Consider the following 24,526-nt stretch of genomic DNA (forward strand, 5'->3'; position numbering starts at 1 on the left):
CCTCCGCGACGCCACTGTCGGCAGAGCACACCTGCCTCGCCGCCATCTCTCCACCATAAAGGCCGCCGCGCCTGTCAGCGCTGGTTGCGCCATCAGCAGCGTCCGGCTTCCCCGCCGCTTTCCCGCCTTTCAAAGTCCGTTCGCCCCGATTGCAGCATTTTCTTCTATGATGGCTGCGGAGACGGCCCACCTATAAAACACCATGCGCCATCGGGCCGCCATCTTGTCGTTGATGCCACAGAGCATTGATCGGAGGCAAGAATGGTATGGAGACAGAAAAACCGCTGGTTCAGGCGGTGGCTGGTCGTCATCGTCTTTTGGGCGGTGCCGGTCGCGATCGTCGCGGTGCGCGAGATTCAGGAGGAAATGGCCTACAACGCCGTCGACCTCGATCGCGCCCTGACCACGTGGAATTTCACCGACGCGCAGCGCGCCGCCGGTGCCCCCGCCCGCTGTCATGGCGAGCCGGATGAGGCACGCGCGGCAGGTTGCCCGGCGGACGTGCTGAGCGCCAACGCACCCCGCCAGCAGGAGGCCCGTGACGAATACTCCTTGCGCCGTACTACGCTGTTCGCGTATCTGTGGCACGCGTTCGTCGGCTACTGGATCGTGCCGGCCATCACGCTGTTTCTCCTCGGGGCGCTGATCGGCGGCGTTCGCCGCGCGCTACGCCGCCCTCCACCACCCATCAAAAGCACGCAGAATCATTGAAGGGTGCGCGTGCACCCGCTCGCTGGCGTCAGGTATCGCGGCGAGTCCGTACGATCGCGCAACACCGTCGGCATTGCGGCGTGCGCGCAACACACCCCTTAACCTTTCATATTTATTTCAATCGTCCTGTGTCGCGCTGAAAATCGGTAAAAAGCGACCTGCCGGGTGCACGAAAGACACCGCTCCGCCGGTGCTGGCGAGCCGCCATCTCAGGCACAAATTCTGCGTCCTTCCGTGCGTACGAAGCCCTTCGAAGGCGGTCCAGTGATCGGTCATAGTTACCCCAATGACTTTTCATATTTGCCGCAAACGCCCGTCCCACAAGGGTTTTCGTCGCAAGCGGGAACGCACCCTTTACTCGTGCGTGTGATATAACTAACCTGGCAGCCCGGTAAAAAAGCGTGGTTGCACCCAGGAACCGTGACGGAGAAAAACGATGCAAAGACGAAACTTCATGCTGAAGACTACCGCTGCGCTAGCTTTCGGAAGCCTTGCACTCGCTGGATGCACCACGTCGTCAGGCACCCCCGACAACGCGGCGACCAACATGTCGAAGCGGCAGTCGATTGACTCCAGCGTCGATGGGACGATGTCGCGCCTCTTCCAGACGGTGCCCGGCTCGCGTGAGCTCGTGTCGAAGGCGCGTGGCGTACTGGTATTCCCGTCTGTGCTGCAAGCCGGCTTTATCGTCGGCGGCCAGTATGGCGAAGGCTCGCTGAAGGTCGGCGGCGGCACGGTCGGCTACTACAGCACGGTCTCGGGCTCGTTCGGCCTGCAGGCCGGCGCGCAGTCGAAGGCCATCATCTTCCTGTTCATGACGCAGGACGCGCTCGACAAATTCCGCAATACCGACGGCTGGTCGGCAGGCGGCGATGCCTCAGTCGCTCTCGTCAAGATGGGCGCGAACGGCGCGATCGACACCACTACGGCCACCGCACCGGTCGAAGTGTTCATCCTCACCAATGCTGGTCTGATGGGCGATGTTTCGATCAACGGCACGAAGGTGTCGCGCCTGCATATCTAGGCGGGCAGGATCCGGGGTCGCGTCTTGATGCGATCCCAGACAAAAACGGCGATGCTGCAGGCATCGCCGTTTTTATTTGCCAGACGCGCGCCGGGATCAACGCGGCGTGGTGGTCGTGTCGATCACCTTGAAGCGTGAACGCTTTTGCGCGCGAATCACCGACTGATACGCCTGGACATACTCCTGCGCCATCCGGTGCGACGTGAAGCGCGCTTCGAAGTGCTCGCGCACGCCGGCACGCGGCACCTTGTGCAGACGGTTCACGGCAGCCACTGCGCCAATCTCGTCCTCGACGATAAAGCCTGTCACGCCGTCGTCCAGTACTTCGGGCACGGCCCCGCGATTGAAGCCGATGACCGGTGTGCCGCAGGCCATCGCCTCGATCATCACGAGACCGAACGGCTCGGGCCAGTCGATCGGGAACAGCAGCGCATGCGCGCCCGACAGAAATTCGGCCTTCTGGTTATCGGCGATCTCGCCGATAAATTCCACATACGGCAGATCCAGCAGCGGTTTGATATCGCGCTCGAAGTATTCGAGGTCAGCACTGTCGACCTTGGCCGCGATCCGGATCGGCAGGCCACAGCGGCCCGCAATGCGGATCGCCGTGTCGACGCGCTTTTCCGGCGAGATCCGGCCGAGGAAGGCCAGATACTTCTGCTCCACCGGTTGCGGCGTGTAGAGGTTCTCAGGCAGCCCGTGATACACCGTGGTCAGCCATTTGGCCTGCGGCAAGGGGTGACGCTGCGAATTCGATATCGAGATCACCGGTGCGGTGTTGAACGTGTCGAACACCGGCTGCTGCTCGGGCAAATCGAGGCGGCCGTGCAGCGTCGTGACGAACGGTGTGTCCTGGCGTTTGAACACCGAGAACGAGTAATAGTCCATGTGAAAATGGAGCACGTCGAACTGGTCCGCCTGGCGGCGCACCAGTTCCATCAGCAGCATATGTGGCGCGATGCGGTCCCGGATGCCGGGGTCGAGCCGCAGGGCGCGCGGCCACACAGCCTCGAGTTTTGCGGAGGTCACCGAGTCGCCGCTGGCAAACAGCGTCACGTCGTGGCCGAGGTCTACCAGCGCCTCGGTAATGTACGACACGACGCGCTCGGTCCCGCCATATAGCTTGGGCGGCACCGATTCGGTCAAGGGGGCGATCTGAGCAATTCTCATCGTGTCTCTCCGTGAAACTGACGGCCTGGCCACGCTGAGCCCGGACATCCAGCGCAGCAGCCTGCAACGGCATGTCAGCGGCGCACGAGTATGCCAGCGCCTATGTCTCCAATCAATGTATGACCGGCGTTGCGTTTGCTCGCGCCAGTTTGTGTACTTATTTCACCCGCTTATTTCACCCGCTTATTTCGCCGGCTTATTTCACCGGTTACTGCCGATTATTGCCGATCGCGTACAAAAAAGCCCACAAACCTTTCAATTCCTATGCGCTGTTACAGTCAGGAAACACATCCCGGCTTATCGGGAGGGCCACTTCCACGGCGGCATATCGAGCGCATCCGCTCCGGCAATCCGGGTAGCGCCGAGCTGCTTTTCGAGCACGATCGACTGGCTGCCGTCTTCCCGTTCGAGCGCGGCAATGAGGCGCGCCGCGTGCGACACCACCAGCACCTGCGAATGGCGCGAGGCCCGGGCAATCAGCCGTGCCAATGCCGGCAGCAGATCGGGATGCAGACTCGTCTCCGGTTCGTTCAGCACCAGCAAGGCGGGTGGGCGCGGCGTCAGCAACGCGGCCACCAGCAGCAGATAGCGCAGGGTGCCGTCGGACAACTCGGCGCCCTTGAGCGGACGCAATAGCCCGTGCTGATGCATCGTCACTTCGAAGCGGCCGTCGAGGTTGATCACCGCGATGCTGGCGCCGGGAAACGCGTCGTCGATAGCGTCGTCGAGCGCGGCGGCATCGCCGATTTCGCGGATCGTCTGCAGCGCTGCGGCGAGATCCGCGCCGTCGTCGCCAAGCACCGGCGTGTGCGTGCCGATCTGCGGCAGGCGCACGGGCGATTCGCTATCGGTGCGGAAATGGTCGTAGAAGCGCCACGAGCGGATCTGCTCGCGCACCGCGATCATCTCCGGCGCGGTGCGCGGGTCGGAGAACTCCGTCATCATGCTGTCGAAGCTCGCCACCGGCTGCGGGATGGTCTGCCACTCGCCGCTGTCGTCACGGGTGCGCAGCGTCGGGCCGTGGCGGTCCACCAGCATCGCCGAGGGCCGCAGCAGCGGACCGCTCCAGATGCATTCGCGCTTGATGACCGGGTCGAGCGAGAACGCCGTCGTCGTCGCCTTGATAGTCGGCAAACCGAGGTCGATGGCGTAACCGAACTGGTCGCCGGCAAAGCCGAGCCGCAGATTGACCGGATCGTCGCGCCGCACGCCCTGCACCGGCAGCTCGCCGCTCAGCATGGCGCGCGAGAAGCGTTCGGGGCCGGCCCAGAGCGTCGATGGCAAGCCGCCTTCGCGTGCCAGCGACGCAATCACACCGCCGCGTGCCGTCATCGCCAGTAGCCGCAATGCGCGATACACGCTCGATTTGCCGCTGCCGTTGGGCCCGGTGACGATATTCAACGGACCGAGCGGCGCGATCACTTCCCGCAGCGAACGATAGTTGGCAATCGCCAGCGTGGTCAGCATGAAGCCTCCGGCCAGGCGGCGTTCATCGGTCCATCGCTCGCGCCACCCATCAGGACGACCGCCCCGCGGCACCCGCCCCATGCAGCGGGACGCTGCGCAAGTCGTGCAGGAATGAGTCGCGCCACACACCGAGATCGTTCTTGCGCAGCGCTTCCATATTGATCTCGTGACGCCGTTGACGTGCCTCGAGCGGCATGGACAGCGCACGCTGCAGCGCTTCGCACATCCCCACTGCGTCATGTGGATTCACCAGCAGCGCCCCGCTCAGTTCAGCCGCCGCGCCCGCGAAGACCGACAGCACGAGCACGCCTGGATCGTCGGGGTTCTGCGCCGCCACGTACTCCTTGGCGACCAGGTTCATGCCGTCGTGCAACGGCGTGACGAAGCCGATTTGCGACTCGCGAAACAGCGACATCAGCTTCCAGCGGTCATAACGCTGGTTCAGATAGCGGATCGGCGTGTAGTCGAGGCCCGAATAGCGGCCGTTGATGCGACCTGCTTCGTATTCGAGGTCCTGGCGGATCTGCTGATAAGTGGCGACGTCGGAGCGGGTGGGCGGCGCGATCTGCACCAGCGTGACATTGCCGCGCCACTCAGGCGAGCGTTCCAGCAGATGCTCGAAGGCGCGGAACCGCTCGACGAGGCCTTTCGAATAATCGAGCCGGTCGACGCTCATGATCAGCTTGCGTCCTTCGAGGCTCTGCTTGAGATCGAGCACATGCTGACGGCTCTCGTAGCGCTGCGCCTGCTCGGCAATCTCGTCGGGGAACACGCCGATCCGGTAGACACCCGTGCGCAGGCGGCGTCCAAAGGCTTCCGCGTGACCGTCGGCCGTCACGCTGCCGCGCGCGTGGCGCACAAGGTAGTCGTGAAAGGCGAGCTCGTCGGTGGCAGTCTGGAAACCGAGCAGGTCGTAGCAGCACAGCGACTTCGCCAGCTCTTCATGCGGCGGGATGTTGAGCAGGATCTGCGGCGCGGGAAACGGGATATGCAGGAAGAAGCCGATGCGGTTCGTGATGCCTTCGGAGCGCAGCGCTTCGGCGAACGGGATCAGATGGTAGTCGTGGACCCAGATGATGTCGTCGGGCTCGAGCAGCTTGATGAGACGGTGGGCGAGCCACGCGTTGACGCGCCGGTAGCCGGCATATTCCTCGCGCTCGTAGCGCGCCAGATCGTTGCGATAGTGGAAGACCGGCCACAGCGTCGCGTTCGAAAAACCGCGGTAATACTGATCGTAGTCCTTGCGCGTGAGCCCGACGGTAGCGAAGGTCACGGCACCTTCCTGCTCGAGCGTCGGACCTGCGTTGGCGACGGTTTCGCTGACGACGTCGCCGCTCCACCCGAACCACACGCCCCCCGCGTCCTTCAACGCACCGAATACGCCGACCGCGAGTCCCCCTGCCGATCCTTTGGTTTCCGTCGGGGTTGCCACACGATTCGATACGACGATCAGCCTGCCCATGTCTATTGTCCTCCTGGTTCCGAGGGCCTCGCGCGCTGGCGCGGCACCCTGGTTCGCGGCTAAGAAATGACAGTTCGACCGGTCGCGAGGACGATCAGTTGCAAGCCCGGTCGGAGCCGGGCCTCATGCTGTGGCCGCAGACAGGGTTCAGGCACACCTCGGACTGGCTTCACGCAGCCGGTCCCCAGTGGATTCAGCCGGCGCGTTACTCGCCGCTTCGGCAGGGAAACGCCTTGCCGAGCCCCAGCGAAATTGCGGTGCTGGCGTTATAACCGACCGCGTTTGGATTCTCCGCAATGTACTTGCGCACCGCATCGGTCAGCTGTTGCGAGCGCGCGTCCGGCGGCAGGCAGAAATACTGGCCGACCCTTGGACCGGTGGTGCCGCCGATCGCGTCGATCGTGTTGAAGACGCCGTCGGCCGCGCCTTCGATATACGCAGCGCACGCGCTACGCGATGCCACATCCGTTTTCTCGCACAGCTTGTTGAGGTCGCCTCCCGTGAATGCGGCTGCCGTTAGCGGTACGGCAAGCGCACTGGCGCAAATCAAAGCCCGCAGCATGGTGATCCTTCCAGGGTGATTATCGAGCGGTCTGATGCCGCATAGAAACGGCGCGCCCCAAAGCGCGCCGTAGCCGTTATTCTGCACTGTTTTTCTGCATGCGAGGCATGCCGGCACGTTACTTCTGCTGCGTTTGCTGCATTCTCGCTGTCAGGCCCTCGACGACATCCGGTTCCTTGTACTGCTTGGCAAAGTCGAGCGCGTTCATGCCAATCTGGTTTTTCACATTCAGGTCGGCGCCGTTGTCGAGCAGCAGCTTTACCGTCGACACATGGCCACCGCGCGCAGCCATCATGAGCGGCGTGGTGCCGTTCGGCGAGCCGGCATCGACGTAAGCGGAGTGGTCGAGCAGCAGCTTGACGATGTCGTCGTGACCGTTGGCGGCCGCGTAGTGCAACGGCGCCCAGCCCTTCTTGTTGACCTCGGCGTCCTTCGCGATCAGCGTTTGCACGATGTTGATGTCGCCATTGAGCGAGGCCATCATCATGGCGTTTTCGCCGGCCTTGTCCGTGATCTCGATGTTGGTCTTCGGGTTGGCGATCAGTGCCGCGACAACCTTGTCGGACTTCTCGCGGGCAGCCAATACCAGCAGCGGGATGCCCTGGTCGTCGGTCAGATTCGGGTCCATGCCGTGCGAAAGCTGCTTGTTGACCTCGCTGACATCGTCGAATTTGACGGCCTTGATCATCGTATCGGCCGGGGCGGCGTGAGCCGGCAAAGCGGCGAGCGCCGCGCAGGCGAAGCCGCCGGCCAGCGCGACGCGCGACACGCGGGCAGCGCCTCGGCGCAGCGACGCGAGCATGCCGGTGCAGTTGGCGTTTACAACGGAGGACGAAGCGTTCTGGGCGTTGGCCTGGATCAGATATTTATTCATATATAGCTTTAGGAATCGTCCCTATCTTGTTGATAATATTCAATTTCCAGATTCACGCGGCGGCTGCTGCGGGAATCCTGAAGAGCCGGAAGAAGTTTTCGGTCGTTGCGGCGCCCAGCGCCGCATCCGGCATCTCGCGTTGTTGCGCGATGAAGCGTCCGACATAACTTACGTACGCAGGTTCATTCGGCTTGCCGCGATAAGGCACCGGAGCGAGGTACGGCGAGTCGGTTTCAATCAGCAAACGCTCGAGCGGCACGCGGCGAGCGACGTCCTGCACCTCCGTCGCGCTCTTGAACGTGACGATGCCCGACAGCGAGATGTAAAAATTCTGCGCCAGCGCCTGTTCGGCGACAGCCCACGGTTCCGTGAAGCAGTGCATCACGCCGCCCGGCTCGCCCGCGCGTTCTTCGGCCATGATCCGCAGCGTGTCTTCCGACGACGAGCGTGTGTGGATGATCAGCGGCTTGCCCGTGGCATGCGCGGCGCGGATATGAGTGCGAAAGCGCTCGCGCTGCCATTCCATGTCGGCGATCGTGCGGCCTTCGAGGCGGTAGTAGTCGAGGCCCGTCTCGCCGATCGCCACCACCTTGGGATGTCTGGCGAGTTCGACCAGCTCGGCCACGCTCGGCTCCTGGGCATCCTCATGATCGGGGTGTACGCCGACCGAGGCGAACACGTTCTCGTATGCCTCGGCAACCGCCAGCACGGATGGCAGGCTTTCGAGGTCGACGGACACGCACAGCGCATGCGTGACCGAGTGGCTGCGCATGTTCTCGATGACCTGCGGGAGGCGGTCGCCGAGTCCTTCGAAGTTGATGTGACAGTGCGAATCGACAAACATGGTGGTGTCCTGCGGTGAATCGAATGGTTGTGGGTCAGCCAGCCTGCATCAGGCAGCGGAATCGATCCGCCGGCCGAGAATCAACAGGTCGCGCTCGATGCCGTCCAGCACCGCGACGCGCGGCAGCGCACCCCACTCGCCAAAGCCAAAGCCGCGGAACAGGCGCAGGCTCGCTTCATTGTGGCCGAAAATGAAGCCCAGTACGGTATGGATGCCGAGCCCCGGCGCGGCCGACAGCGCCTCGGCCAGCAACTGCTTGCCGAGTCCTTTGCCGCGTGCTGCTTCGTCCAGATAGATGCTGACCTCGGCCGTCCGCAGATAGGCCGGGCGGCCGTAAAAATCCGAAAAGCTCAGCCACGCGATGATCCGGTCGCCGTCTTCCACCACCCACAGCGGCCGCTTTTCCGGACCATGGGCATGAAACCAGGCGAGCCGGCTCTCGACGCTCACCGGCTCCAGATCTGCGGTGACCAGGCGCGACGGCACGGTCGAGTTGTAGATGGCGACGATGGCGGGCAGATCGTCGAGTGTGGCGTCGCGGTACGAAAGGCTCATGATGGCGGGTGTGTCGGGTGGTGGTTCTGAAAAAAGTCAGGTATGGATAGGTGCAATCGGAGCGTAGCCGGCCGCGAACCACGTGTCATTGCGCTACGCCGCGGCCAGGGCCGCGTACGGCCCGCCTCGCCGCTCGCCTGCCGACGTGTCAGCGAGCCAGCGACCAGCGATCAGCGGAGGCGGCCAGCCGCCTCAGGCGAACAGATCGCGGTAGCCGATAAACAGTTCCTCGAAGACCAGCCGCGCGTTCAGCGGATGGTTTTCCACCGCGCGCTGACGCGTCACGGTCTTGATAAAGCGGGCGAACGCCGTGGCATCCGTCTGCGCGGCGCAGCGGTCCAATGCCGCCGCAGCCTGCGGGAAGTAACGCGGTGCCCCAGCGGTCCGCTGAGCCAGCAGGTCATACAGCCAACGCTGCAGCCAGCCGAGCACGAGCGGCACCGGCAGCTTTTGCAGCGCCTCGGCGCACGCGAACGCATCGCACTGCGGGCCGGCAGCGAGCTGTTTGAGGGTCCAGTCGCGCAAGGTCCGGTTCTCGTCGCTCGCCAGCGCCAGCGCGGTGAGCGGCGCGCCGCCCGCCTCGGCGAGCAGCGCCGGCGCGTCGGCCACGCCCTGCGCGGCGAGCCACGGCGTCGCGATCTCCGGCGCGGGCGCTGTCATCGGCCACTGGCGGCAGCGGCTGATGATGGTCGGCAGCAGACGGTCGATGCGCGCCGACACCATCAGAAACACCACGCCCGCCGGCGGCTCTTCGAGCGTTTTCAGGAGCGCGTTGGCGGCGGCCACGTTGAGCGCCTCGGCGGGCGCCAGCACGACGACGCGCGCCCCGCCGCGATGCGAACCCACGCCAGTGAAATCGAGCAGTGCGCGCACCTGCTCGATCTTGATTTCCTTGCTCGGCGCGCGGGTCTTTTTGGTGTCGTCGGCGTCGGCCTTGTCAGCTTTTTCATCAGCGGCCGCGCTGGCGAGACCGGCTTCGGCGGCTAACGCCTCGGGCACGACGATCCGGTAGTCCGGATGGTTGCCCTGCACGAACCAGTTGCACGCGGCGCACGTCCCGCACGGCTCGCCGTTCGGAAGCTGGGCCTCGCACAACAGCCCTTGCGCCAGATGCTGCGCAAAGCGCAGCTTGCCGATCCCGGCTTGCCCATGGAGCAGCAATGCATGTGGCCAATGCCCGCGTAGCTGTTGCAGACGGTTCCAGTCATCGGCTTGCCACGGATAAATCATTGTTTCTCTTTAAATTCAATCGGTTGTCGTTGTTTTGTCAGGTAAAACACGAGCTTTCGGGCCGTTATAACGTTGATTAATATTTGTTAAAAATCAAAGCGTTGTAATCAGTTCTTCAAGTCGTTTCTGAATTTGCGGAATGCTCTGCGTGGAGTCAATGATAGCGAACCGGTACGGCGCTTCTTCGGCCCGGCGCAGATATTCGGCGCGCGTACGGGTGAAAAACGCGTCCGATTCGCTTTCGAAGCGATCCGGCTCGCGCGCCGAGCTGCGGCGTTCGCTGGCAGTGTCCGGCGACACGTCGAACAGCAGCGTCAGGTCCGGCTGAAAGCCGCCCTGCACCCAGCGCTCCAGGGCTTCGAGCTTGTCGCGCGGCAGGCCGCGGCCACCGCCCTGATAGGCGAACGTGGCGTCGCTGAAGCGGTCGGACAGCACCCAGTCGCCGCGCGCGAGCGCCGGCTCGATGACTTGCGCCAGATGTTCGCGGCGCGCCGCGAACATCAGCAGCGCCTCGGTTTCGAGGTCCATCGTCTGGTGCAGCAGAATCTCGCGCAGCGACTCGCCGAGCGCCGTGCCGCCCGGTTCGCGGGTCATGACGACGGTCCGGCCGCTCGCCGCAATGTGCGCTTCGAGGCGCTCGCGAAACCACGCGAGATGGGTGGTCTTGCCCGCCCCGTCAATGCCTTCGAATGTGATGAATTTGCCCCGCGCCATCATTGCCCTCGAATATATTTGTCGACGGCCTTGTTGTGATCGCCGAGTGTGTCAGAAAAAATGCTGCTGCCGTCGCCGCGCGACACGAAGTACAGCGCCGTGCTCTGCGCCGGGTTCAGCGCCGCCTGCAGCGACGCGACGCCCGGCAGCGAAATGGGCGTTGGCGGTAGGCCCATGCGCGTGTACGTGTTGTAGGGCGTGTCGGCCAGCAGGTCGTGCTTGTGCAGATGGCCCGTGTAGCCGTCACCCATCCCGTAGATCACCGTCGGATCGGTCTGCAGCGGCATGCCCACACGCAGCCGGTTCGCGAACACCGCCGCGACCATGGGCCGGTCGGAGGGCTTGCCGGTTTCCTTCTCGATGATGGATGCCATCGTCAATGCATCATACGGCGTCTTGTACGGCAGCCCTGGTGAACGTGCCATCCAGGCTTCGTCGAGGCGCTCGCGCATCAGATGATAGGCGCGCCGGTACACGTCGAGGTCGCTGGTGTTCTTGTCGAACAGGTAGGTGTCGGGGAAAAACAACCCTTCGCCATTGCCAATCGACGCTTCCGGTGCGCCGATCGCGCTCAGCAGATCGGCATCGCTCATGCCGGCGGTGTCGTGCTTGAGGGCCGGATTGGCGTCCAGTTCGGCACGCATGCGCTTGAAGGTCCAGCCTTCGATGATCGTCGCGACGTATTCGTTGACGTCGCCGCGGGCAAGCTTCTGCAGCACTTCGTAGGGCGTCACGCCGCTCTTGAACTCGTAGTTGCCCGATTTGAGCTGGGTCTGCAGCCCGAGCACGCGCGTCATGACGACGAACAGTTCCGGCTCGACCGGCACGCCGCCGCGGTTCAGCTGCAGCGTGACGCTGCGCAGACTGCTATGCGGTTTGACGGTGACGTCGAGTTGCGGCGGTGTCAGGTTGATCGGGCTGTTGGCCCAGTGATATACGCCAGCAACACCGGCGGCAGCCAGCGCAACGACAATCGTGCCGGCAACGAGACATTTCTTCAGGAGGGACATGCGGAACATGGCTTGGTTGAAGTCCATATAATACTTGCTTGCCTTAGCCAAAGTCAGAATTGACTGTTCCCCGAATCCATGAATGCACCGCTCGCTTCTGCCCCCGGCACCGCCGCTGCCGCACCGGCCGCACTGCCTCCGCTGCCGCGCCCCTCGCGTGAGGAATTCGACGCTGTCGGCGCGCACGGCGCTTATATGCTGCTCACGCAGTTCGGCGTGATCGATGCGACCGGCGACGACGCGGCCAGCTTCCTCCACGGTCAGCTGACCAACGATACCCAGCATCTGGACGCGGCCAATGCACGTCTGGCGGGCTACTGTTCGGCCAAGGGGCGTCTGCTGGCGTCGTTTCTGAACTGGCGTAGCGGCGAGACGATCCGCCTGCTGGTGTCGAAGGACATTCAGGCCGCCGTGCAGAAGCGTCTGTCGATGTTCGTGCTGCGCGCGAAAGCGAAGCTTTCGGATGCGAGCGGCGAGCTGGCTGTAGTGGGCCTCGCGGGCGACGTACGCAAGGTGCTGTCGGGCGTATTCGATGCGCTGCCCGATGGCGTGCATGTGAAGGTGGACGGGCCCGCCGGCTCGCTGATCCGCGTGCCGGATGCGCTCGGGAAGCTGCGTTACCTGTGGGTCGGGCCGAAAGCCGAGGTTGAAGCGCGTTTGCCGCTCTTCGACGGCAAGCTCACGCGTGCGTCGGCGGCGGTATGGGACTGGCTCGATATTCGCGCCGGCGAGCCGCGGATCACCCAGCCGGTGGTCGAGCAGTTCGTGCCGCAAATGGTCAATTTCGATGTGCTCGGCGGCGTGAATTTCCGCAAGGGTTGCTATCCGGGGCAGGAAGTCGTGGCACGCAGCCAGTATCGAGGGACGATCAAACGGCGCACGTCGCTGGCCAATGTGGCGGGTGAACTGGCGACGGTTGCGCCGGCTATGGAGCTGTTCCACTCGGCGGATCCGGGCCAACCTTGCGGCATGGTGGTGAATGCCGCTTCGGCGCCGGATGGCGGTGTGGACGTGCTGGTCGAGGTCAAACTCGCCGCGCTCGAGTCGGGGTCGGTTCACCTTGGCGCGGCTGATGGGCCGGCGCTGACTTTCCTGGCACTGCCGTATACGTTGCCGACTGAGGTTTGATACGGTGTTCAGGTTGGAAACGAAGCCTCCCAACGAACAACTCCTCGCCCGTCTGCGCGCCTTCCGCGGCACGCTGCCGTCCGATTTCAGGTTTGACCGCAACGATGCGAATGCCCGTGGCGCGGGAGACTGTCCCCGATGTGCCTGATCGTCTTCGACTGGCGTCCCGATGCGGCAGTGGGTCCGCTTTTCACGCTCGCCGCCAATCGCGACGAATTCTTGCGCCGCACCGCCGATCCGATGCACTGGTGGACCGAAGCGCCGAACCTTCTGGCCGGGCGCGACCTGGTGGGCGGCGGCACATGGCTTGGCATGACGCGCGACGGCCGTTTTGCAGCGCTGACGAATTACCGCGCGCCCCATGAAATGCGCGCCGATGCGCCCACACGCGGCACGCTGGTCAGCCACTGGCTGCTGGGCGAGCCATCCGCCGAACTCACACCGCTCGGTTACCTGCAGCGGGTTGCGCAGGACGGTGAGATCTACAACGGCTTTAACCTGCTGGTCGGCGACTGGTCGCGGCGCGAACTTGGCTGGTACTGCAACCGCTCGGCCATGCCGCCGGCGTTGCTCGAAGCCGGCACGCACGGCGTCTCGAATGCCGTGCTCGATACACCGTGGCCCAAGCTTGTGCGAAAGCGCGCCGAGCTGGGCGCGCTGGTCGCGGCGGACCCGCTCGTGCCGCTCGAAGGGCTAATCGAACTGATGCGCGACACCCGCCTCGCCCGCGACGACCAGTTGCCCTCCACCGGCATCCCGCTCGAACGGGAGCGGGTGCTGTCGGCAGCGTTTATCGAATCGCCGGATTACGGCACGCGCGGTACGACGGCCTTGCGGGTCGTGGCGAACGGCATCCACGGTACGCATGACACGCATGGCAAACATCTGAGTGCGGCGGTCGTCGAACGCAGCGACGACAACGGCTCGCACCGCGTGGTGCGCCCAGGTGACTTCGAGCGTCGCTTCGCGTTCGATATCGAACGCTGAGGCACGCCACCGCCGGGAAGACTTCGCCTGACGCGCTCAGTCCAGCTCGCTACCAAACGCCGAACGCAAGGCAGCGACCGCATTGGCATGCGCCCGCGCGACGTCCGGCACAAAACCGCCCATCTTGAAGAACTCGTGGATCATGCCTGCGTAGCGCATGAGCGTGACCTCGTTGCCTGCTGCGCGCAGCTTTTCCGCGTAGGCGATGCCTTCGTCGCTGAGCGGATCGTACTCGGCCGTCGCAATCCACGCGGGCGCTACACCTTCGAATCGGGGCGCATTGCGTGTGCCGTCGAGCGGCGCGAAGCGCCAGTCGTCGCGATCGCCCGGGTCGCGCACGTATTGCTCGAAAAACCACTGGATCGTCGCACCCGACAATAGAAAACCATCCGCGAGCCGCGCATGCGAATCGGTCTGCTGATACCCCGTCGTGCCTGGATAGATCAGCATCTGCAGCACCGGTTTCGGCAATCCGGCGTCCCGCGCCAGCACCGCGCAGACGGTAGCAAGCGTGCCGCCTGCACTATCGCCGCCAAGCGCAATACGCGCCGGGTCGACGCCATAGAGACTCGCGTTGGCATGAAGCCAGCTCAACGCATCGAACGCGTCGTCCACTGCAGTGGGGAATTTATGTTCCGGCGCAAGCCGATAATCGACCGAGAGCACCACGCATTGCGCGTCGCGCGCGAACATGCGGCACAGGGCGTCGTGCGTATCGACGCTGCCTACGGTAAAGCCACCGCCGTGGTAGTAGACGAGCGCCGGTGACGGCTGCGCCCAGCTCGGTTCGGCCGGCTGGTAGAGCCGCGCGCGGATCGTCGCGCCGTCGCGCATCGGCACCTTCAGATCTTCGACGGCGAACATCCGCGCGGACGGGATCTCCAGAATCGGCGCGCTTTTCTCGTAAGAGGCGCGCGCCTGTTGCGCGGTAACTGCGTGGTACGGCGGGCGCTTCGCCCGCGCAATCAACTCGAGCACCTGCTCGATCTTCGGATTCAGCGGCATCGACTCACTGTCCCTTGACCTCTGGCTTGAGCGATAGCGGGTCAGTCGGATTGCGCAACTGTTCGATGTCCTCATGACGCAGGTGGACAGTCGGCAGGATTGCCGCGTGCGTGATGATGTAGAAACGCCCTGCGTCGATCGCCTCGAACGTCATCTCGGCGACGTCCTTCGCGCTCAGCTTGCCCGACTGCACCGCCCGCTGCAACTGCTTGCCGGCGGCGAGTTGCGAGCGTGTCGGACCCGTGTCGTTGCGCAGGGTCTCAGGACGGGCGCGCTCCGCATCGGCGATACCGGTCGGCACGAAGGCCGGGCACAGCAGCGAGCAGCTCACCTGGCCGCCCGCGTTCTGCAGATCGTTGTAGAGCGTCTCCGTCAGCGAGACGACTGCGTGCTTGGACGCGTTGTAGACGCCCATCGCCGGTGGCGACAGGAGCCCGGCAACGGACGCCGTATTGACGATATGCGCCGGTTCGTTCTGCCGCAGCATGATCGGCGTGAAGACGCGCACGCCGTGCGCGACGCCCATCACGTTGACGCCGAATACCCACTCCCAGTCGCGCGCGGTGCTTTCCCACACGAAACCGCCGACGCCCACGCCTGCATTGTTGAACAGCAGATGCACCTTGCCGAACGCGTCGAGCGCCGCGAGCGCCAGTGCTTCGACCTGGGTGGCGTCCGAAACATCGGTCGGCACGCCAATCGCGTCGGCGCCGGCCGCGCGCAGATCATCCACGGTTCGCGCGAGCGCGGCGCCGTCGACATCGGCTAGCACCAGCTTCATGCCCAGAGCCGCGCCCTTCTCCGCAAAGGCGCGCCCGAAACCGCTCGCCGCGCCGGTGATCACGGCCACTTTGCCGTCGAACTGGAACATCAGGTGTCTCCGCTAGTTGCCTGTCAAAATTCAAACGAGGTCCAATGGGGCCTAGCCCGATCAACTCGACTCAGATCAGCTTGACGAGCTGCTTGCCGAAGTTCTTGCCTTTGAGCAGACCGATAAACGCCTCGGGCGCACTCTCGAGGCCCTGCGCGATGCTCTCGCGGTAATGCAGCTTCTTCTGCGCGACGAGCGTGCCGAGTTGCGCGAGCGCTTCGGGCCACACGTCCAGCTGCTCGGTGACGATGAAGCCTTGCACCAGCAGACGCTGCCTGACGATCAGCGCCGGATGCTTGAGCGGCGCCGGCTCGCCATCGTAGCCGGCGATCATCCCGCAAAACGCGATCCGGCCGAACGCATTCATGCAAGCGAGCGTCGCATCGAGCACCGCGCCACCGACGTTCTCGAAGTAGCCGTGGACACCGTCCGGCGTCGCAGCTTTCAGGTCCTGATAAAGATTGCCGGCCTTGTAGTCGACGCAGGCATCGAAGCCGAGCGTCTCGACTACATAGCGGCACTTGTCCGCCCCACCGGCGATGCCGACCGCGCGTGCCCCCGCCAGCTTCGCCAGTTGCCCGACCACACCGCCGACCGCCCCGCTCGCCGCGCTGACCACCACCGTCTGCCCGGACTGGGGCTGGATGATGCGGTTCAGACCGTACCAGGCCGTGACACCGGGCATGCCCACGGCACCCAGGTAAGCAGCGAGCGGGACATGCGTGTCGTCCACCTTGCGCACGCCGGTGCCATCGGACGTGCCGAATTCCTGCCAGCCAAGGGTCGCGACCACCTTGTCGCCCACCGCGAACTCCGGATGTCTGGACTCAACGACTTCGCCCACGGTCCCGCCCACCATCACCTCGTTGAGCGGCTGCGGCGCCGCGTACGACTTGGCGTCGTTCATACGGCCGCGCATATACGGGTCGAGCGACAGATAGTGATTGCGCACGCGGAACAGGCCTTCCGCGAGCGGGTCCAGCGTCGTTTCGACGAGCCTGAAATTGTCGGCCGTAGCGGCGCCTTGTGGACGCGACGCGAGCACGAATTGACGGTTGATCTGGGGCATGTCGATCGTCTCCTTGATTGTCTGGATGTAGCGTGAATCTGCGGGTACGCAAAGCGGAACGTGCGTAGCGGCACGTCCCGCCACGCGTTCAACCGTCGCTAGGACCGGGTTTGGCAGACGGGTCGCTGCGCAGACGCTGATGCGTTACTTCGCGGCCCACGGCAAGGCGGCGCATGTACTTGAAAGTACCGAGCGCTTTCGCGACGAAATGGCCTTCGCTATCACGGATTTCGCCTTCGCAATAGGCCATTGTGGTCGAACGATGCAGCACGCGTGCGGTGGCGCGCAATTCGCCGCGCCCCGGCTGCATGAAGTTGACTTTCATCTCCACCGTGACGACGCCCACGCCGTCGCCCGCGAGACTGCGGGCGGCCATTGCCAGCGCGACATCCGCTAGCGTCATCGTCACGCCGCCGTGCGCGACGGCCCAGGTGTTCATGTGATCGGGCGCGAGCGGCAGGACGACTTCGCTCGCGCCGTCCGCAGCGCTGACGAGTTGCACGCCGAGATGGTCGACAAAGGGGCTTTCGAGCACGGGCAGCGCGTTGGGGGCGACGGTTGCAGCGGGTGCGGATGCATCGCGACCCTCGCCCGGATCGCCGGCCCCCGGATGGCCGGCCCCCGGTTGGCCGGCCCCCGCTTTCTGCGAATCAGTCATTGCCGCGGCTCAGACTTCGTAGTCGACACATTCGCGCGATTCGCGCACTGCGCCGACGAAGCTCTTGAGCGCTTCGTGAGTCGGGTGAACCTGGTAAGCGTCGAGCGATGCCTTGTCGGCGAAGTCGGAGACCAGCACGACGTCGTAGGTGGAGTCGAGGCCTGCTCCGGCCAGACCCACTTCCAGATGCAGGATGCCAGGCACGATGTTGCGGCAACCTTCCAGCTTTTCCTTCAGCTTGACGGCATTCTCCGCGCGCGAAGCGCCCTCTGCCGATTCCTTCAACTTCCACATCACAATATGTCGAATCATGGTTTCCGTAGCGTTCCACGCTATTCCAGTAAATGGGTCGGGTCATTATACGCAATGGCTTTTCAACTGTTTCTTCGTCCTCGCATGCCCTAGCCCGCGGAAAGCAGACGGGCAACCTGATCCGATCTGGTCTGCACTGCGATATCTTGCGCCGTCATTCCGCGATTGTCCTTTAACGTCCGATCCGCACCGCGAGCAATCAGCAGCCGGGCGGTGTCCGCGCGATCGTATCCCGCGGCCCACATCAGCGCGGTGAGGTCATTCCTGTAGGTGCGATTCACGTCGACCCCGGCATCGAGCAACCGGCTCACCACCTTAGTTTGTCCCTGGCCGGCCGCGTACTCCATGGCGGTCTTGCCAATGCGATCCGTGGCGGAAAGATCCGCACCATGCCCGAGCAGCAGCGCAACGATCTCGTCAAAACCGCCATACGCTGCGGCCATCAATGGTGTGACGCCCGGCGCATCCATGTGCTGGACGTTCGCGCCGTGATCGATCAGCATGCGCGCCATCGCCACATCGCCTTTTTTGCACGCAGTGATCAATGCGGTGTCGCCGATGCGGTTCATGGCATCCACGGCCGCCCCGTTCTGAAGCGCCGCGAGAACCGACGCCTGGTCGCCGTCCTTCGCGGCGGCCAGCAGTTGCCGGTTGGTTTCTCCGACGCCGTCGCCTTGCGCATGCACGGGCAAGTACACGCCGAATGCCCCGGCCAGCAGCAGAACCACAGTCGCGATATATCGGATGACGGTCTTTTTCATGGTATCCCTCCGTGCTACTGGAGCTACTGGAGATTGTTGATGTAAGCAGCCAGATTGCGAATGTCGTCGTCGGTCAGATTGCGCGTCACACTGGTCATGTTGCCCGCATCGTTGGTCCGCGTGTGCGAGCGGAAATCCTGCAGTTGCTTGACGATGTATTGATACTGCTGCCCCGACACGCGCGGAATCTCGTTCTGCCCTGAGAAGCCGCCCAGATGGCACATCGTGCATAGCACCTCGGCGGATTTCTTCCTTCCTGCTTCAATGCTGGCGCCGTCCGATCTGAACGGAACCGGCACCAGCTTTTGCGCGGCGAAGTAGTCGGCGAGATCCTGCATGTCCTCTTTCGACAGGTTGGCCGCCATCGGCGACATGCGCGGGTCGCTGCGCCGTCCTTCCTTGAAGTCTTTCAGCTCCAGATAGATATAGCGCGCGTTTTGACCTGCAAGAATCGGATAGTCCGGATTGGTCGAATTGCCCATCGGCCCATGACAGGCCACGCACGCTTGCGCCTTCGCCTGGCCCGCTTCGGCGTCGGCGTGCGCGCCCGACGGCAGCCACGCGGCGGCGAACCAGCCGCACAGCAGTGCCGTCCATAAGCGGCGAGCCGGACCCACTGCTGCGCGCAGCGTCCGCATCGTCATGGCAACGCGAAAACGAGAACGGTATTGCCGCGCTTGAAATCGAGCTGTGTGTTGCCGCCCGCCGCGACTGCGACGTACTGCTTACCATGCACCATGTACGACACTGCGGGCGCATTGACGCCGGCGCCGCACTGGAACTCCCAGAGCTTCTTGCCGGTGGTGGAATCGAATGCACGGAACAGGCCGTTGCCTTCGCCGTTGAATACAAGGCCGCCCGCGGTTGCCAACACGCCGCCAATCAGCGGCTGTTCGGTCTTGTAGTCCCACACCACCTTACCCGTGTCGACGTTCACGGCAGACAGCTTGCCCCATTGCTGCTCGGTCGGGATCGTCTTGAACGCACCGCCCAGCCATAGCTTGCTGCCACCCGGATAAGCGGCATCCTCGACCTGATACGTCATCGGCTGATGCAGATTCGCCGCATAGACGAGACGCGTATGCGGATCGAACGCCATCGGCGACCACTCGACCCCGCCGTTCGCACCGGGCAGCATCCGCGCGCCCGCGGCGGTCGGCAAAGTCCACATGTTCTCCTGAGGAATCATCGCCTGCGAATAGCGGATCAGCCGTCCGGTGGCGCGATCGTGAACGTACACGTGGCCGGTCTTGCCCGCATGCACCACGCCCGGAATCATCTTGCCGTTCTCGTCGCGCACGTCGATCAGCATCGGCGGGCTCACGGCGTCCAGGTCCCACACATCATGCGGCACATACTGGTAGTGCCATTTGTATTTGCCGGTATCCAGATCGATTGCGACCAGCGAATCCGTATAGAGATTGTCTCCCGGCCGGATTGCGCCATACAGGTCAGGCGACGGATTGCCGACCACGAAGAACACGGTATGCGTTTGCCGATCGACTGCCGGCGCCATCCATACCCCGCCGCCAAGCGTCTTGTAGAAGTCGCCGCCTTTGTCGCTCAACTGCTTCTTCTCCGCATCGATGTCGCGCTTCTCGTCGCGGCCGGTTGCATCCTTCGTGGCCCACACGCCTTCCTGGCCGGTTTCCGGAATCGTATAGAAGGTCCACAGCAATTGACCGGAGTTGGCATCGAACGCTTTCAGGAACCCGCGAATGCCATACTCGCCGCCGTTCGTGCCAATCAGCACCTTGCCGTCGACGACCACCGGCGCCATCGTTTCCGAGTAGCCCTCATCGGGATCGGCGATCTGCGTTTGCCACAGTACGTTGCCGGTTTTGGTGTCGAGCGCGACGAGTTTCGCATCGAGTGTGCCCATGTAGAGCCGCTCGCCCGCGATGGCTACGCCGCGATTGTTGGGTCCGCAACAAAACGTCGTGACCGAACCCATCTTGTGCCTGTAATGCCAGAATTCCTTGCCCGTTACCGCGTCGACCGCATACACGTGGTTAAACGAAGTGGTAATGAACATGACGCCGTTCGAGACGATCGGCGCCGTTTCCATCGACTCGTTGACGGCTGTCTGGAATATGAAAGCTGGCCTGAGTTTCGACACGTTCGTCTTGTTGATTTGTGCACCACGGTAGTAGCGCGTCTGCGCGTACGAGCCGTTCGAATGCAGCCAGTCGTTCGACGTGGTGGCTGCCCTGTCGAGCTGTTCCTGGCTCACGGGCTCCAGCGTCGACGGCACCGGCGAGGTCATCGTGGTCGAACTGTTTTGAACCTCGTCCGCGGCGTAAGCGGCAGACGAGCCGAATGCGATGGCGAACAGGACAAGACCAATAACATGGGGAATGCGAATAAATGGCATGAGTGTCTCCTCGGCTTTTTGTTGTTCAAGAATTTCAGCGCTGGAGTGCGGCATTCATCCACGCTACCGTCGGCGTAGAAAAACAGGATGGCACAACCCTCTCAAACAACAAAAGCGTACGATTTAGAACCGTTAATCTGCTTTGTCAGGATGGGTCGGCTGCGCATAGATGGATGGGGGGAAATGCCCTCACGTCCGAAAAGGCCGGCTCGCTTAAGCGTAGGCGATGCGCACGTGATTTTCCAGACTCTCGACAGGTTTCAGGAAGCGCGACCGCCTGCATATGGCGGGTTCGTGCGTCTGCCGGTTACGCGATGCCAGGCCCAACCGAAGCCCGGCGCAAATCGCCACGTGAGCAGCAGCAAGGCAAGCAGCGCGGGACACCAGCGCAAGTCGGTCGGCACTGGCTCGCGGTGAGCAAATCGCGTATCGATCATGGCTTCGCGCAAGGACTCCGCACTCAAGAGGCGGCGATATCCGAAGCCGATCCCTCCGGCCACTGCAGCGAGGTAATGCCCGCGCAATTCGGACAGTTCCTCGTGACTTTCGGCCTGCGTTGCGGAACCTGGCACGGGCGGCACCTGGATCACATCTTCTGCCTGCCAGTAGCCGTCACGGTTACCCTCGGCGTCGGTGTGCGGAATGGGCGCGGCCTGATCGCCGCCCACGCCGATCAGCCAGCCCTTGACCTGAGCGGGGTTGATGTCCCGCTTCAGCGCATCGGACGGCAGGACGGGCGGCGCCTCCTGACCATCGGTGATGAACACGACGGCCGCGCCCTGGCCGACGTCCTGCGCCACGCGCGTGGCGGAATAGATACCGCCTTCGGCAATCCGGCTCCAGTTGGTCCAGCGCATGCGCCCATCGATCCCCTCCAGCGACGACAACAGCGCGTCAAAGTTGCTGCAAACTTCGACGGGCGGCAGCAACAGCAACGTCCGCTGCCCCGTGAACACACTCCATCCCACCTTCGAGCCGCAAGGCAGTTGCCCCAGCGCGTCGCGCATCGCCGCCCGTGCGAACACGAGGCGGCTCACCGGCACGCCATTCAACGCGACGTCCTCGACATTCATGCTTTGCGTAATATCGAAGGTGACGATGTAGCTGAACGTGTCGCGCGGCAGTATCACGCGGGGCATGGCAACCGCCGCGAGCAGCAACAGAAGCGCCACGGATGTCATCCAGTGGCGCCCGCTATAAAGTCCGCGTGTCAGTGCGCGCAAGCTCACGGCAGATCCTGGCTCTGCGCATCGCGCAGGTGGACGTTGTGCTGCTCCTTGACCTCTGGCGCGTCGGCCGTGGCACGCGCTTCAGGCGCGAGCCACAACGCCCGTTCGAGGTTGTAACGCGCATCCCAATCGTCCGGGGTCGCACGCAGCAAAGTCCGGTAGCGCGCCTTGGCTTCCTCGACCATGGCGACCGACTGGAGCGTGCCGGAAGGACTGTGGCCCATGCCCTCACGCAGGTACATGTTGCCAAGATCGAATAGCGCCGCGCGCCCGACCTCGTCGAGATGCTGCTCGCGGATCAGATCCTCGAAGAGCGGGCCTGCCGTATCGTAGGCACCCGCCTTCGAGAGCGCAATCGCGCGTGCGAGCCTGACCTCGCGGGCGGCGCCGTCGTTGCGCTCGTAGCGCGGGGAGCCTGCCGTGCCGGTTGTGGCCGTGGTGCCCGCTACCGCGCCTGTTTCACCTGCAGCTGCGGCCATCGCCTGAGTGATGTGCTGTGCGTGCCACAGGCGCACCCCGTCATACGCCGCCACCCCGGCGCAGCACAGCGCGACGGCCGCGAAGATGAGGTGAATCGATGCGCGCTTCATGCCCAGGCCCGCACCTGAAACAGCCGCAACGCCAGCAATAGCGCGCAGCCTGCAAGCGCCACGGCGAAGCAATACGGGCTGAAATCCTGCCGCGGCAAACGCTCGACAAATGAAGTCAGCGCATTTTGTTGCCGGTTGATCTCGGCCATCGCGTCCTTCATCGCCTGAGCATCACCGGCCTGGAAAAGCCGATAAGGAGTCTTTAACGACAGGAAGTAGCGATGCAGTTCGGCCTCGGCTGAAGACCCGCTCGCGGGAAGCACGGCGTTCAGATCGGGGCTGTAGACGCCACTGCGCAAGTAAATAAAGTAAAGCGCGATCTGGTTGCGCAGGAGTCCATCCTGGATGAGCCGCTGCACCGGCGCGTCGAGTTTCGCGCCACCGTCCGAGACGAGGACGATCGCCCGGCGCCCGGAGAACCTCGCCCCATTGAACTCGCCGATCGCCGCCAGCAGCCCGCGGTCGAGTTCCGTATCGGGCATACCGCGTCCCACCGCCGTGGCCGCGATTGCCGCGTCGATCGCCCGGTGGTCGTAGGTAAACGGCATGGCCAGCACAGGGCTCGTGCCGAACATCATGAAGGCGAGCCGGTCGTTGGGCCGTTGGGCAATGAAGTTCGTCAACGAAGCACGCGCAACCTTGTTCTTCGACTCGCCTCCCGGCGACTCCACGCCTTTGCTATTCATCGTTTCGTCCATGCTCGCGCTGCGGTCCATCAGGATCAGGATCTGCGCCCCGCTGCCCGTACGCAGCACCTCGCGATGCGAGTGTCCCGGGCCGGCCAGACCCAGCACAATGGCGGCCATCGCCAGCGCCGCACTGCCCCGCCCAATCCAACCGATCCATTGTCCGACCCGATCGTCCGGCAGCCATGCAATCCAGGAGAAGGCGAGCGCGTCGGCGCGCTGGCGCAACAACGGCAGCGCGGCCAGCGGCAGCAGGACGAGCAGCCACGGATAGGTAAAATCGAACGCCATGTTCATCGCTCATGGCGCTGCTCGGCGCGATAAAGTGACCGGCATAGCCCCCGGAGTGGATAAGAGGCCGCCGTCGATGCAGGCGTAAAGAATCGTTCGGTCGATTGCTGATAAAACTGTTCGAGTTGTGTGCGCAGCGGCTGCAAATACGGCGCTCGCACGAACAGGCTCGGCAAAGAACCCGCGTGAACGACATGACCGGCCGTCTCATTCAACGCGTGATGCACGCAGAGCCATGCATCCGCCGACGTATCGGCGCCTGACCCGTCGAGCCGCCGCATTTGCCGCCAGGCGCGTGCGAATGGCAACTGGGCCGACTCGCGCCAGTTGCGCCACAGCCACCAGCCCAGCCACGCGAGCAAAGTCAGCGGCAACAGGCCAAGTGCGACGCTCGCCTCGCGCCGCAGCGGCGCGGTCGGCGCCAAAGGAGCTTGCCGGTCGGGCCGCATCAGTTGCAGGTCGCCGGCATCGAAGGCGTCGGCGGACGTCATTGGACCAATGCTAATCGGCCACTCGGCAACCTGCAGCGTCGCACCGGATGCCGTGGTCAACCTCAGCGCGGGCAAGGAGATCCTCGTGAGCGTGGGTGCGACGTTGACGAGCTGGTAGTCGATCGCCATCCACCGGCGACCGTCAGCATCGGTTTCGTAGCGGGCAGGCCGGCGCTCGAGCCACGCACCGCTGCGGCCGATGGACGGCGGCGCCACCGGCCCCGCATCGTTAGCGCCGGTTGGCAGCAGAATGCGTTGCGTGAGGACATCGCCAAGCAGGTAGCCGTATGCCCGCGGCTCCTGAACCGCCGGCTGGAAGAGCTTGCCCGAGGCCGCGTCGACGCTCATCGCCGGCGCCAGCGTCAGCGCGCACGCCAACGGCAACGGCAACGCGAACGCTCGCGAGATGGTCAACATCGTGGCGACCCATGTCCGGCGATGCAAACGCCCT

At 63.9% G+C, this 24,526-nt stretch carries 26 protein-coding genes; 4 read left to right on the top strand and 22 right to left on the bottom strand.

Features of this window, described 5'->3' with window-relative positions; translation table 11 throughout:
* Nucleotides 1-261: 261 nt before the first annotated feature.
* Together P3T20_RS27210 and P3T20_RS27215 are read left to right on the top strand one after the other, a co-directional pair.
* Entirely contained in the window at nt 262-711 is a 450-nt protein-coding gene (locus tag P3T20_RS27210) for a hypothetical protein (RefSeq protein WP_074264650.1), read from the top strand.
* A 436-nt stretch (nt 712-1,147) separates the two neighbouring features.
* Entirely contained in the window at nt 1,148-1,735 is a 588-nt protein-coding gene (locus P3T20_RS27215) for a BPSL1445 family SYLF domain-containing lipoprotein (protein WP_074264651.1), read from the top strand.
* Between the two features lie 96 nt (nt 1,736-1,831).
* Here P3T20_RS27215 and P3T20_RS27220 read toward each other — a convergent pair whose 3' ends face one another.
* The 10 genes from P3T20_RS27220 to mltG form a co-directional block, all read right to left on the bottom strand.
* A complete protein-coding gene (locus P3T20_RS27220) occupies nt 1,832-2,905 on the bottom strand; it encodes a glycosyltransferase family 4 protein (RefSeq protein ID WP_074264652.1) in 1,074 nt (357 codons plus the stop codon).
* Nucleotides 2,906-3,202: 297 nt separating this feature from the next.
* Nucleotides 3,203-4,372: an AAA family ATPase gene (locus P3T20_RS27225; protein ID WP_429288379.1), complete on the bottom strand. Its 1,170-nt coding sequence runs from the start codon at nt 4,370-4,372 to the stop codon at nt 3,203-3,205.
* 49 nt (nt 4,373-4,421) lie between these two features.
* Nucleotides 4,422-5,834: an alpha,alpha-trehalose-phosphate synthase (UDP-forming) gene (gene otsA / locus P3T20_RS27230; RefSeq protein WP_074264654.1), complete on the bottom strand. Its 1,413-nt coding sequence runs from the start codon at nt 5,832-5,834 to the stop codon at nt 4,422-4,424.
* Between the two features lie 205 nt (nt 5,835-6,039).
* Nucleotides 6,040-6,396, bottom strand: a complete 357-nt coding sequence (locus tag P3T20_RS27235) for a Rap1a/Tai family immunity protein (RefSeq protein WP_074264655.1) — start codon at nt 6,394-6,396, stop codon at nt 6,040-6,042.
* Nucleotides 6,397-6,514: 118 nt separating this feature from the next.
* On the bottom strand, nt 6,515-7,198 hold the full coding sequence (locus tag P3T20_RS27240; protein WP_254368902.1) for an ankyrin repeat domain-containing protein: 684 nt from the start codon (nt 7,196-7,198) through the stop codon (nt 6,515-6,517).
* Between the two features lie 124 nt (nt 7,199-7,322).
* Complete coding sequence (locus tag P3T20_RS27245; RefSeq protein ID WP_429288380.1) at nt 7,323-8,114, bottom strand: TatD family hydrolase; 792 nt, start codon at nt 8,112-8,114, stop codon at nt 7,323-7,325.
* Between the two features lie 48 nt (nt 8,115-8,162).
* Entirely contained in the window at nt 8,163-8,669 is a 507-nt protein-coding gene (locus tag P3T20_RS27250) for a GNAT family N-acetyltransferase (RefSeq protein ID WP_074264658.1), read from the bottom strand.
* A 192-nt stretch (nt 8,670-8,861) separates the two neighbouring features.
* A complete protein-coding gene (locus P3T20_RS27255; protein WP_429288381.1) occupies nt 8,862-9,899 on the bottom strand; it encodes a DNA polymerase III subunit delta' in 1,038 nt (345 codons plus the stop codon).
* A 93-nt stretch (nt 9,900-9,992) separates the two neighbouring features.
* Nucleotides 9,993-10,613, bottom strand: coding sequence for a dTMP kinase (gene tmk, locus P3T20_RS27260; RefSeq protein ID WP_429288499.1), 621 nt, complete (start codon nt 10,611-10,613; stop codon nt 9,993-9,995).
* Entirely contained in the window at nt 10,613-11,623 is a 1,011-nt protein-coding gene (gene mltG / locus P3T20_RS27265; RefSeq protein WP_429288500.1) for an endolytic transglycosylase MltG, read from the bottom strand. The genes tmk and mltG overlap by 1 nt, the downstream gene beginning before the upstream one ends.
* A gap of 78 nt (nt 11,624-11,701) precedes the next feature.
* On the opposite strand from mltG, the gene P3T20_RS27270 reads away from it, so the two are divergent.
* Both P3T20_RS27270 and P3T20_RS27275 read left to right on the top strand, forming a co-directional pair.
* Complete coding sequence (locus tag P3T20_RS27270; protein WP_429288382.1) at nt 11,702-12,751, top strand: YgfZ/GcvT domain-containing protein; 1,050 nt, start codon at nt 11,702-11,704, stop codon at nt 12,749-12,751.
* Between the two features lie 138 nt (nt 12,752-12,889).
* Entirely contained in the window at nt 12,890-13,738 is an 849-nt protein-coding gene (locus P3T20_RS27275) for an NRDE family protein (protein WP_429288383.1), read from the top strand.
* Between the two features lie 36 nt (nt 13,739-13,774).
* Here P3T20_RS27275 and P3T20_RS27280 read toward each other — a convergent pair whose 3' ends face one another.
* The 12 genes from P3T20_RS27280 to P3T20_RS27335 all read right to left on the bottom strand — a co-directional run bounded on the left by P3T20_RS27280 (nt 13,775) and on the right by P3T20_RS27335 (nt 24,423).
* Complete coding sequence (locus P3T20_RS27280) at nt 13,775-14,743, bottom strand: alpha/beta hydrolase (protein ID WP_429288384.1); 969 nt, start codon at nt 14,741-14,743, stop codon at nt 13,775-13,777.
* 4 nt (nt 14,744-14,747) lie between these two features.
* Nucleotides 14,748-15,614 (bottom strand): SDR family oxidoreductase, encoded by an 867-nt coding sequence (locus P3T20_RS27285; protein ID WP_074264664.1) that lies wholly within the window; start codon nt 15,612-15,614, stop codon nt 14,748-14,750.
* Nucleotides 15,615-15,684: 70 nt separating this feature from the next.
* The gene (locus tag P3T20_RS27290; RefSeq protein WP_429288385.1) at nt 15,685-16,683 is read right to left on the bottom strand and encodes an NADP-dependent oxidoreductase; all 999 of its coding nucleotides are present in this window, start codon (nt 16,681-16,683) and stop codon (nt 15,685-15,687) included.
* Between the two features lie 88 nt (nt 16,684-16,771).
* Nucleotides 16,772-17,218 (bottom strand): PaaI family thioesterase, encoded by a 447-nt coding sequence (locus P3T20_RS27295; RefSeq protein ID WP_074266081.1) that lies wholly within the window; start codon nt 17,216-17,218, stop codon nt 16,772-16,774.
* 132 nt (nt 17,219-17,350) lie between these two features.
* Nucleotides 17,351-17,653, bottom strand: coding sequence for a Dabb family protein (locus P3T20_RS27300; protein ID WP_074264666.1), 303 nt, complete (start codon nt 17,651-17,653; stop codon nt 17,351-17,353).
* A gap of 89 nt (nt 17,654-17,742) precedes the next feature.
* A complete protein-coding gene (locus tag P3T20_RS27305; RefSeq protein ID WP_074264667.1) occupies nt 17,743-18,414 on the bottom strand; it encodes an ankyrin repeat domain-containing protein in 672 nt (223 codons plus the stop codon).
* Between the two features lie 23 nt (nt 18,415-18,437).
* Nucleotides 18,438-19,058 (bottom strand): c-type cytochrome, encoded by a 621-nt coding sequence (locus P3T20_RS27310; protein WP_074264668.1) that lies wholly within the window; start codon nt 19,056-19,058, stop codon nt 18,438-18,440.
* A complete protein-coding gene (locus P3T20_RS27315; protein ID WP_429288386.1) occupies nt 19,055-20,788 on the bottom strand; it encodes a pyrroloquinoline quinone-dependent dehydrogenase in 1,734 nt (577 codons plus the stop codon). Before P3T20_RS27315 ends, P3T20_RS27310 begins: the two co-directional genes overlap by 4 nt.
* A 260-nt stretch (nt 20,789-21,048) precedes the next feature.
* Complete coding sequence (locus P3T20_RS27320; protein ID WP_429288501.1) at nt 21,049-21,969, bottom strand: MxaL protein; 921 nt, start codon at nt 21,967-21,969, stop codon at nt 21,049-21,051.
* Nucleotides 21,970-22,013: 44 nt separating this feature from the next.
* Nucleotides 22,014-22,607: a tetratricopeptide repeat protein gene (locus P3T20_RS27325; protein ID WP_429288387.1), complete on the bottom strand. Its 594-nt coding sequence runs from the start codon at nt 22,605-22,607 to the stop codon at nt 22,014-22,016.
* Nucleotides 22,604-23,590 (bottom strand): vWA domain-containing protein, encoded by a 987-nt coding sequence (locus P3T20_RS27330; protein WP_429288388.1) that lies wholly within the window; start codon nt 23,588-23,590, stop codon nt 22,604-22,606. The genes P3T20_RS27325 and P3T20_RS27330 overlap by 4 nt, the downstream gene beginning before the upstream one ends.
* Complete coding sequence (locus tag P3T20_RS27335; protein ID WP_429288502.1) at nt 23,587-24,423, bottom strand: calcium incorporation protein MxaA; 837 nt, start codon at nt 24,421-24,423, stop codon at nt 23,587-23,589. Before P3T20_RS27335 ends, P3T20_RS27330 begins: the two co-directional genes overlap by 4 nt.
* Nucleotides 24,424-24,526 lie beyond the last annotated feature (103 nt).

This window comes from Paraburkholderia sp. GAS206C, from assembly GCF_050435645.1.
Taxonomy (GTDB): domain Bacteria; phylum Pseudomonadota; class Gammaproteobacteria; order Burkholderiales; family Burkholderiaceae; genus Paraburkholderia; species Paraburkholderia phenazinium_B.

Bases quoted from the DNA above. Each gene is read 5' to 3' on its own strand.
- P3T20_RS27210 (WP_074264650.1), top strand. From the start codon at position 262: ATGGTATGGAGACAGAAAAACCGCTGGTTCAGGCGGTGGCTGGTCGTC.
- P3T20_RS27215 (WP_074264651.1), top strand. From the start codon at position 1,148: ATGCAAAGACGAAACTTCATGCTGAAGACTACCGCTGCGCTAGCTTTC.
- P3T20_RS27220 (WP_074264652.1), bottom strand. From the start codon at position 2,905: ATGAGAATTGCTCAGATCGCCCCCTTGACCGAATCGGTGCCGCCCAAG.
- P3T20_RS27225 (WP_429288379.1), bottom strand. From the start codon at position 4,372: ATGCTGACCACGCTGGCGATTGCCAACTATCGTTCGCTGCGGGAAGTG.
- otsA (WP_074264654.1), bottom strand. From the start codon at position 5,834: ATGGGCAGGCTGATCGTCGTATCGAATCGTGTGGCAACCCCGACGGAA.
- P3T20_RS27235 (WP_074264655.1), bottom strand. From the start codon at position 6,396: ATGCTGCGGGCTTTGATTTGCGCCAGTGCGCTTGCCGTACCGCTAACG.
- P3T20_RS27240 (WP_254368902.1), bottom strand. From the start codon at position 7,198: ATGCTCGCGTCGCTGCGCCGAGGCGCTGCCCGCGTGTCGCGCGTCGCG.
- P3T20_RS27245 (WP_429288380.1), bottom strand. From the start codon at position 8,114: ATGTTTGTCGATTCGCACTGTCACATCAACTTCGAAGGACTCGGCGAC.
- P3T20_RS27250 (WP_074264658.1), bottom strand. From the start codon at position 8,669: ATGAGCCTTTCGTACCGCGACGCCACACTCGACGATCTGCCCGCCATC.
- P3T20_RS27255 (WP_429288381.1), bottom strand. From the start codon at position 9,899: ATGATTTATCCGTGGCAAGCCGATGACTGGAACCGTCTGCAACAGCTA.
- tmk (WP_429288499.1), bottom strand. From the start codon at position 10,613: ATGGCGCGGGGCAAATTCATCACATTCGAAGGCATTGACGGGGCGGGC.
- mltG (WP_429288500.1), bottom strand. From the start codon at position 11,623: ATGTCCCTCCTGAAGAAATGTCTCGTTGCCGGCACGATTGTCGTTGCG.
- P3T20_RS27270 (WP_429288382.1), top strand. From the start codon at position 11,702: ATGAATGCACCGCTCGCTTCTGCCCCCGGCACCGCCGCTGCCGCACCG.
- P3T20_RS27275 (WP_429288383.1), top strand. From the start codon at position 12,890: ATGTGCCTGATCGTCTTCGACTGGCGTCCCGATGCGGCAGTGGGTCCG.
- P3T20_RS27280 (WP_429288384.1), bottom strand. From the start codon at position 14,743: ATGCCGCTGAATCCGAAGATCGAGCAGGTGCTCGAGTTGATTGCGCGG.
- P3T20_RS27285 (WP_074264664.1), bottom strand. From the start codon at position 15,614: ATGTTCCAGTTCGACGGCAAAGTGGCCGTGATCACCGGCGCGGCGAGC.
- P3T20_RS27290 (WP_429288385.1), bottom strand. From the start codon at position 16,683: ATGCCCCAGATCAACCGTCAATTCGTGCTCGCGTCGCGTCCACAAGGC.
- P3T20_RS27300 (WP_074264666.1), bottom strand. From the start codon at position 17,653: ATGATTCGACATATTGTGATGTGGAAGTTGAAGGAATCGGCAGAGGGC.
- P3T20_RS27305 (WP_074264667.1), bottom strand. From the start codon at position 18,414: ATGAAAAAGACCGTCATCCGATATATCGCGACTGTGGTTCTGCTGCTG.
- P3T20_RS27310 (WP_074264668.1), bottom strand. From the start codon at position 19,058: ATGACGATGCGGACGCTGCGCGCAGCAGTGGGTCCGGCTCGCCGCTTA.
- P3T20_RS27315 (WP_429288386.1), bottom strand. From the start codon at position 20,788: ATGCCATTTATTCGCATTCCCCATGTTATTGGTCTTGTCCTGTTCGCC.
- P3T20_RS27320 (WP_429288501.1), bottom strand. From the start codon at position 21,969: ATGACATCCGTGGCGCTTCTGTTGCTGCTCGCGGCGGTTGCCATGCCC.
- P3T20_RS27325 (WP_429288387.1), bottom strand. From the start codon at position 22,607: ATGAAGCGCGCATCGATTCACCTCATCTTCGCGGCCGTCGCGCTGTGC.
- P3T20_RS27330 (WP_429288388.1), bottom strand. From the start codon at position 23,590: ATGAACATGGCGTTCGATTTTACCTATCCGTGGCTGCTCGTCCTGCTG.
- P3T20_RS27335 (WP_429288502.1), bottom strand. From the start codon at position 24,423: ATGAGCGTCGACGCGGCCTCGGGCAAGCTCTTCCAGCCGGCGGTTCAG.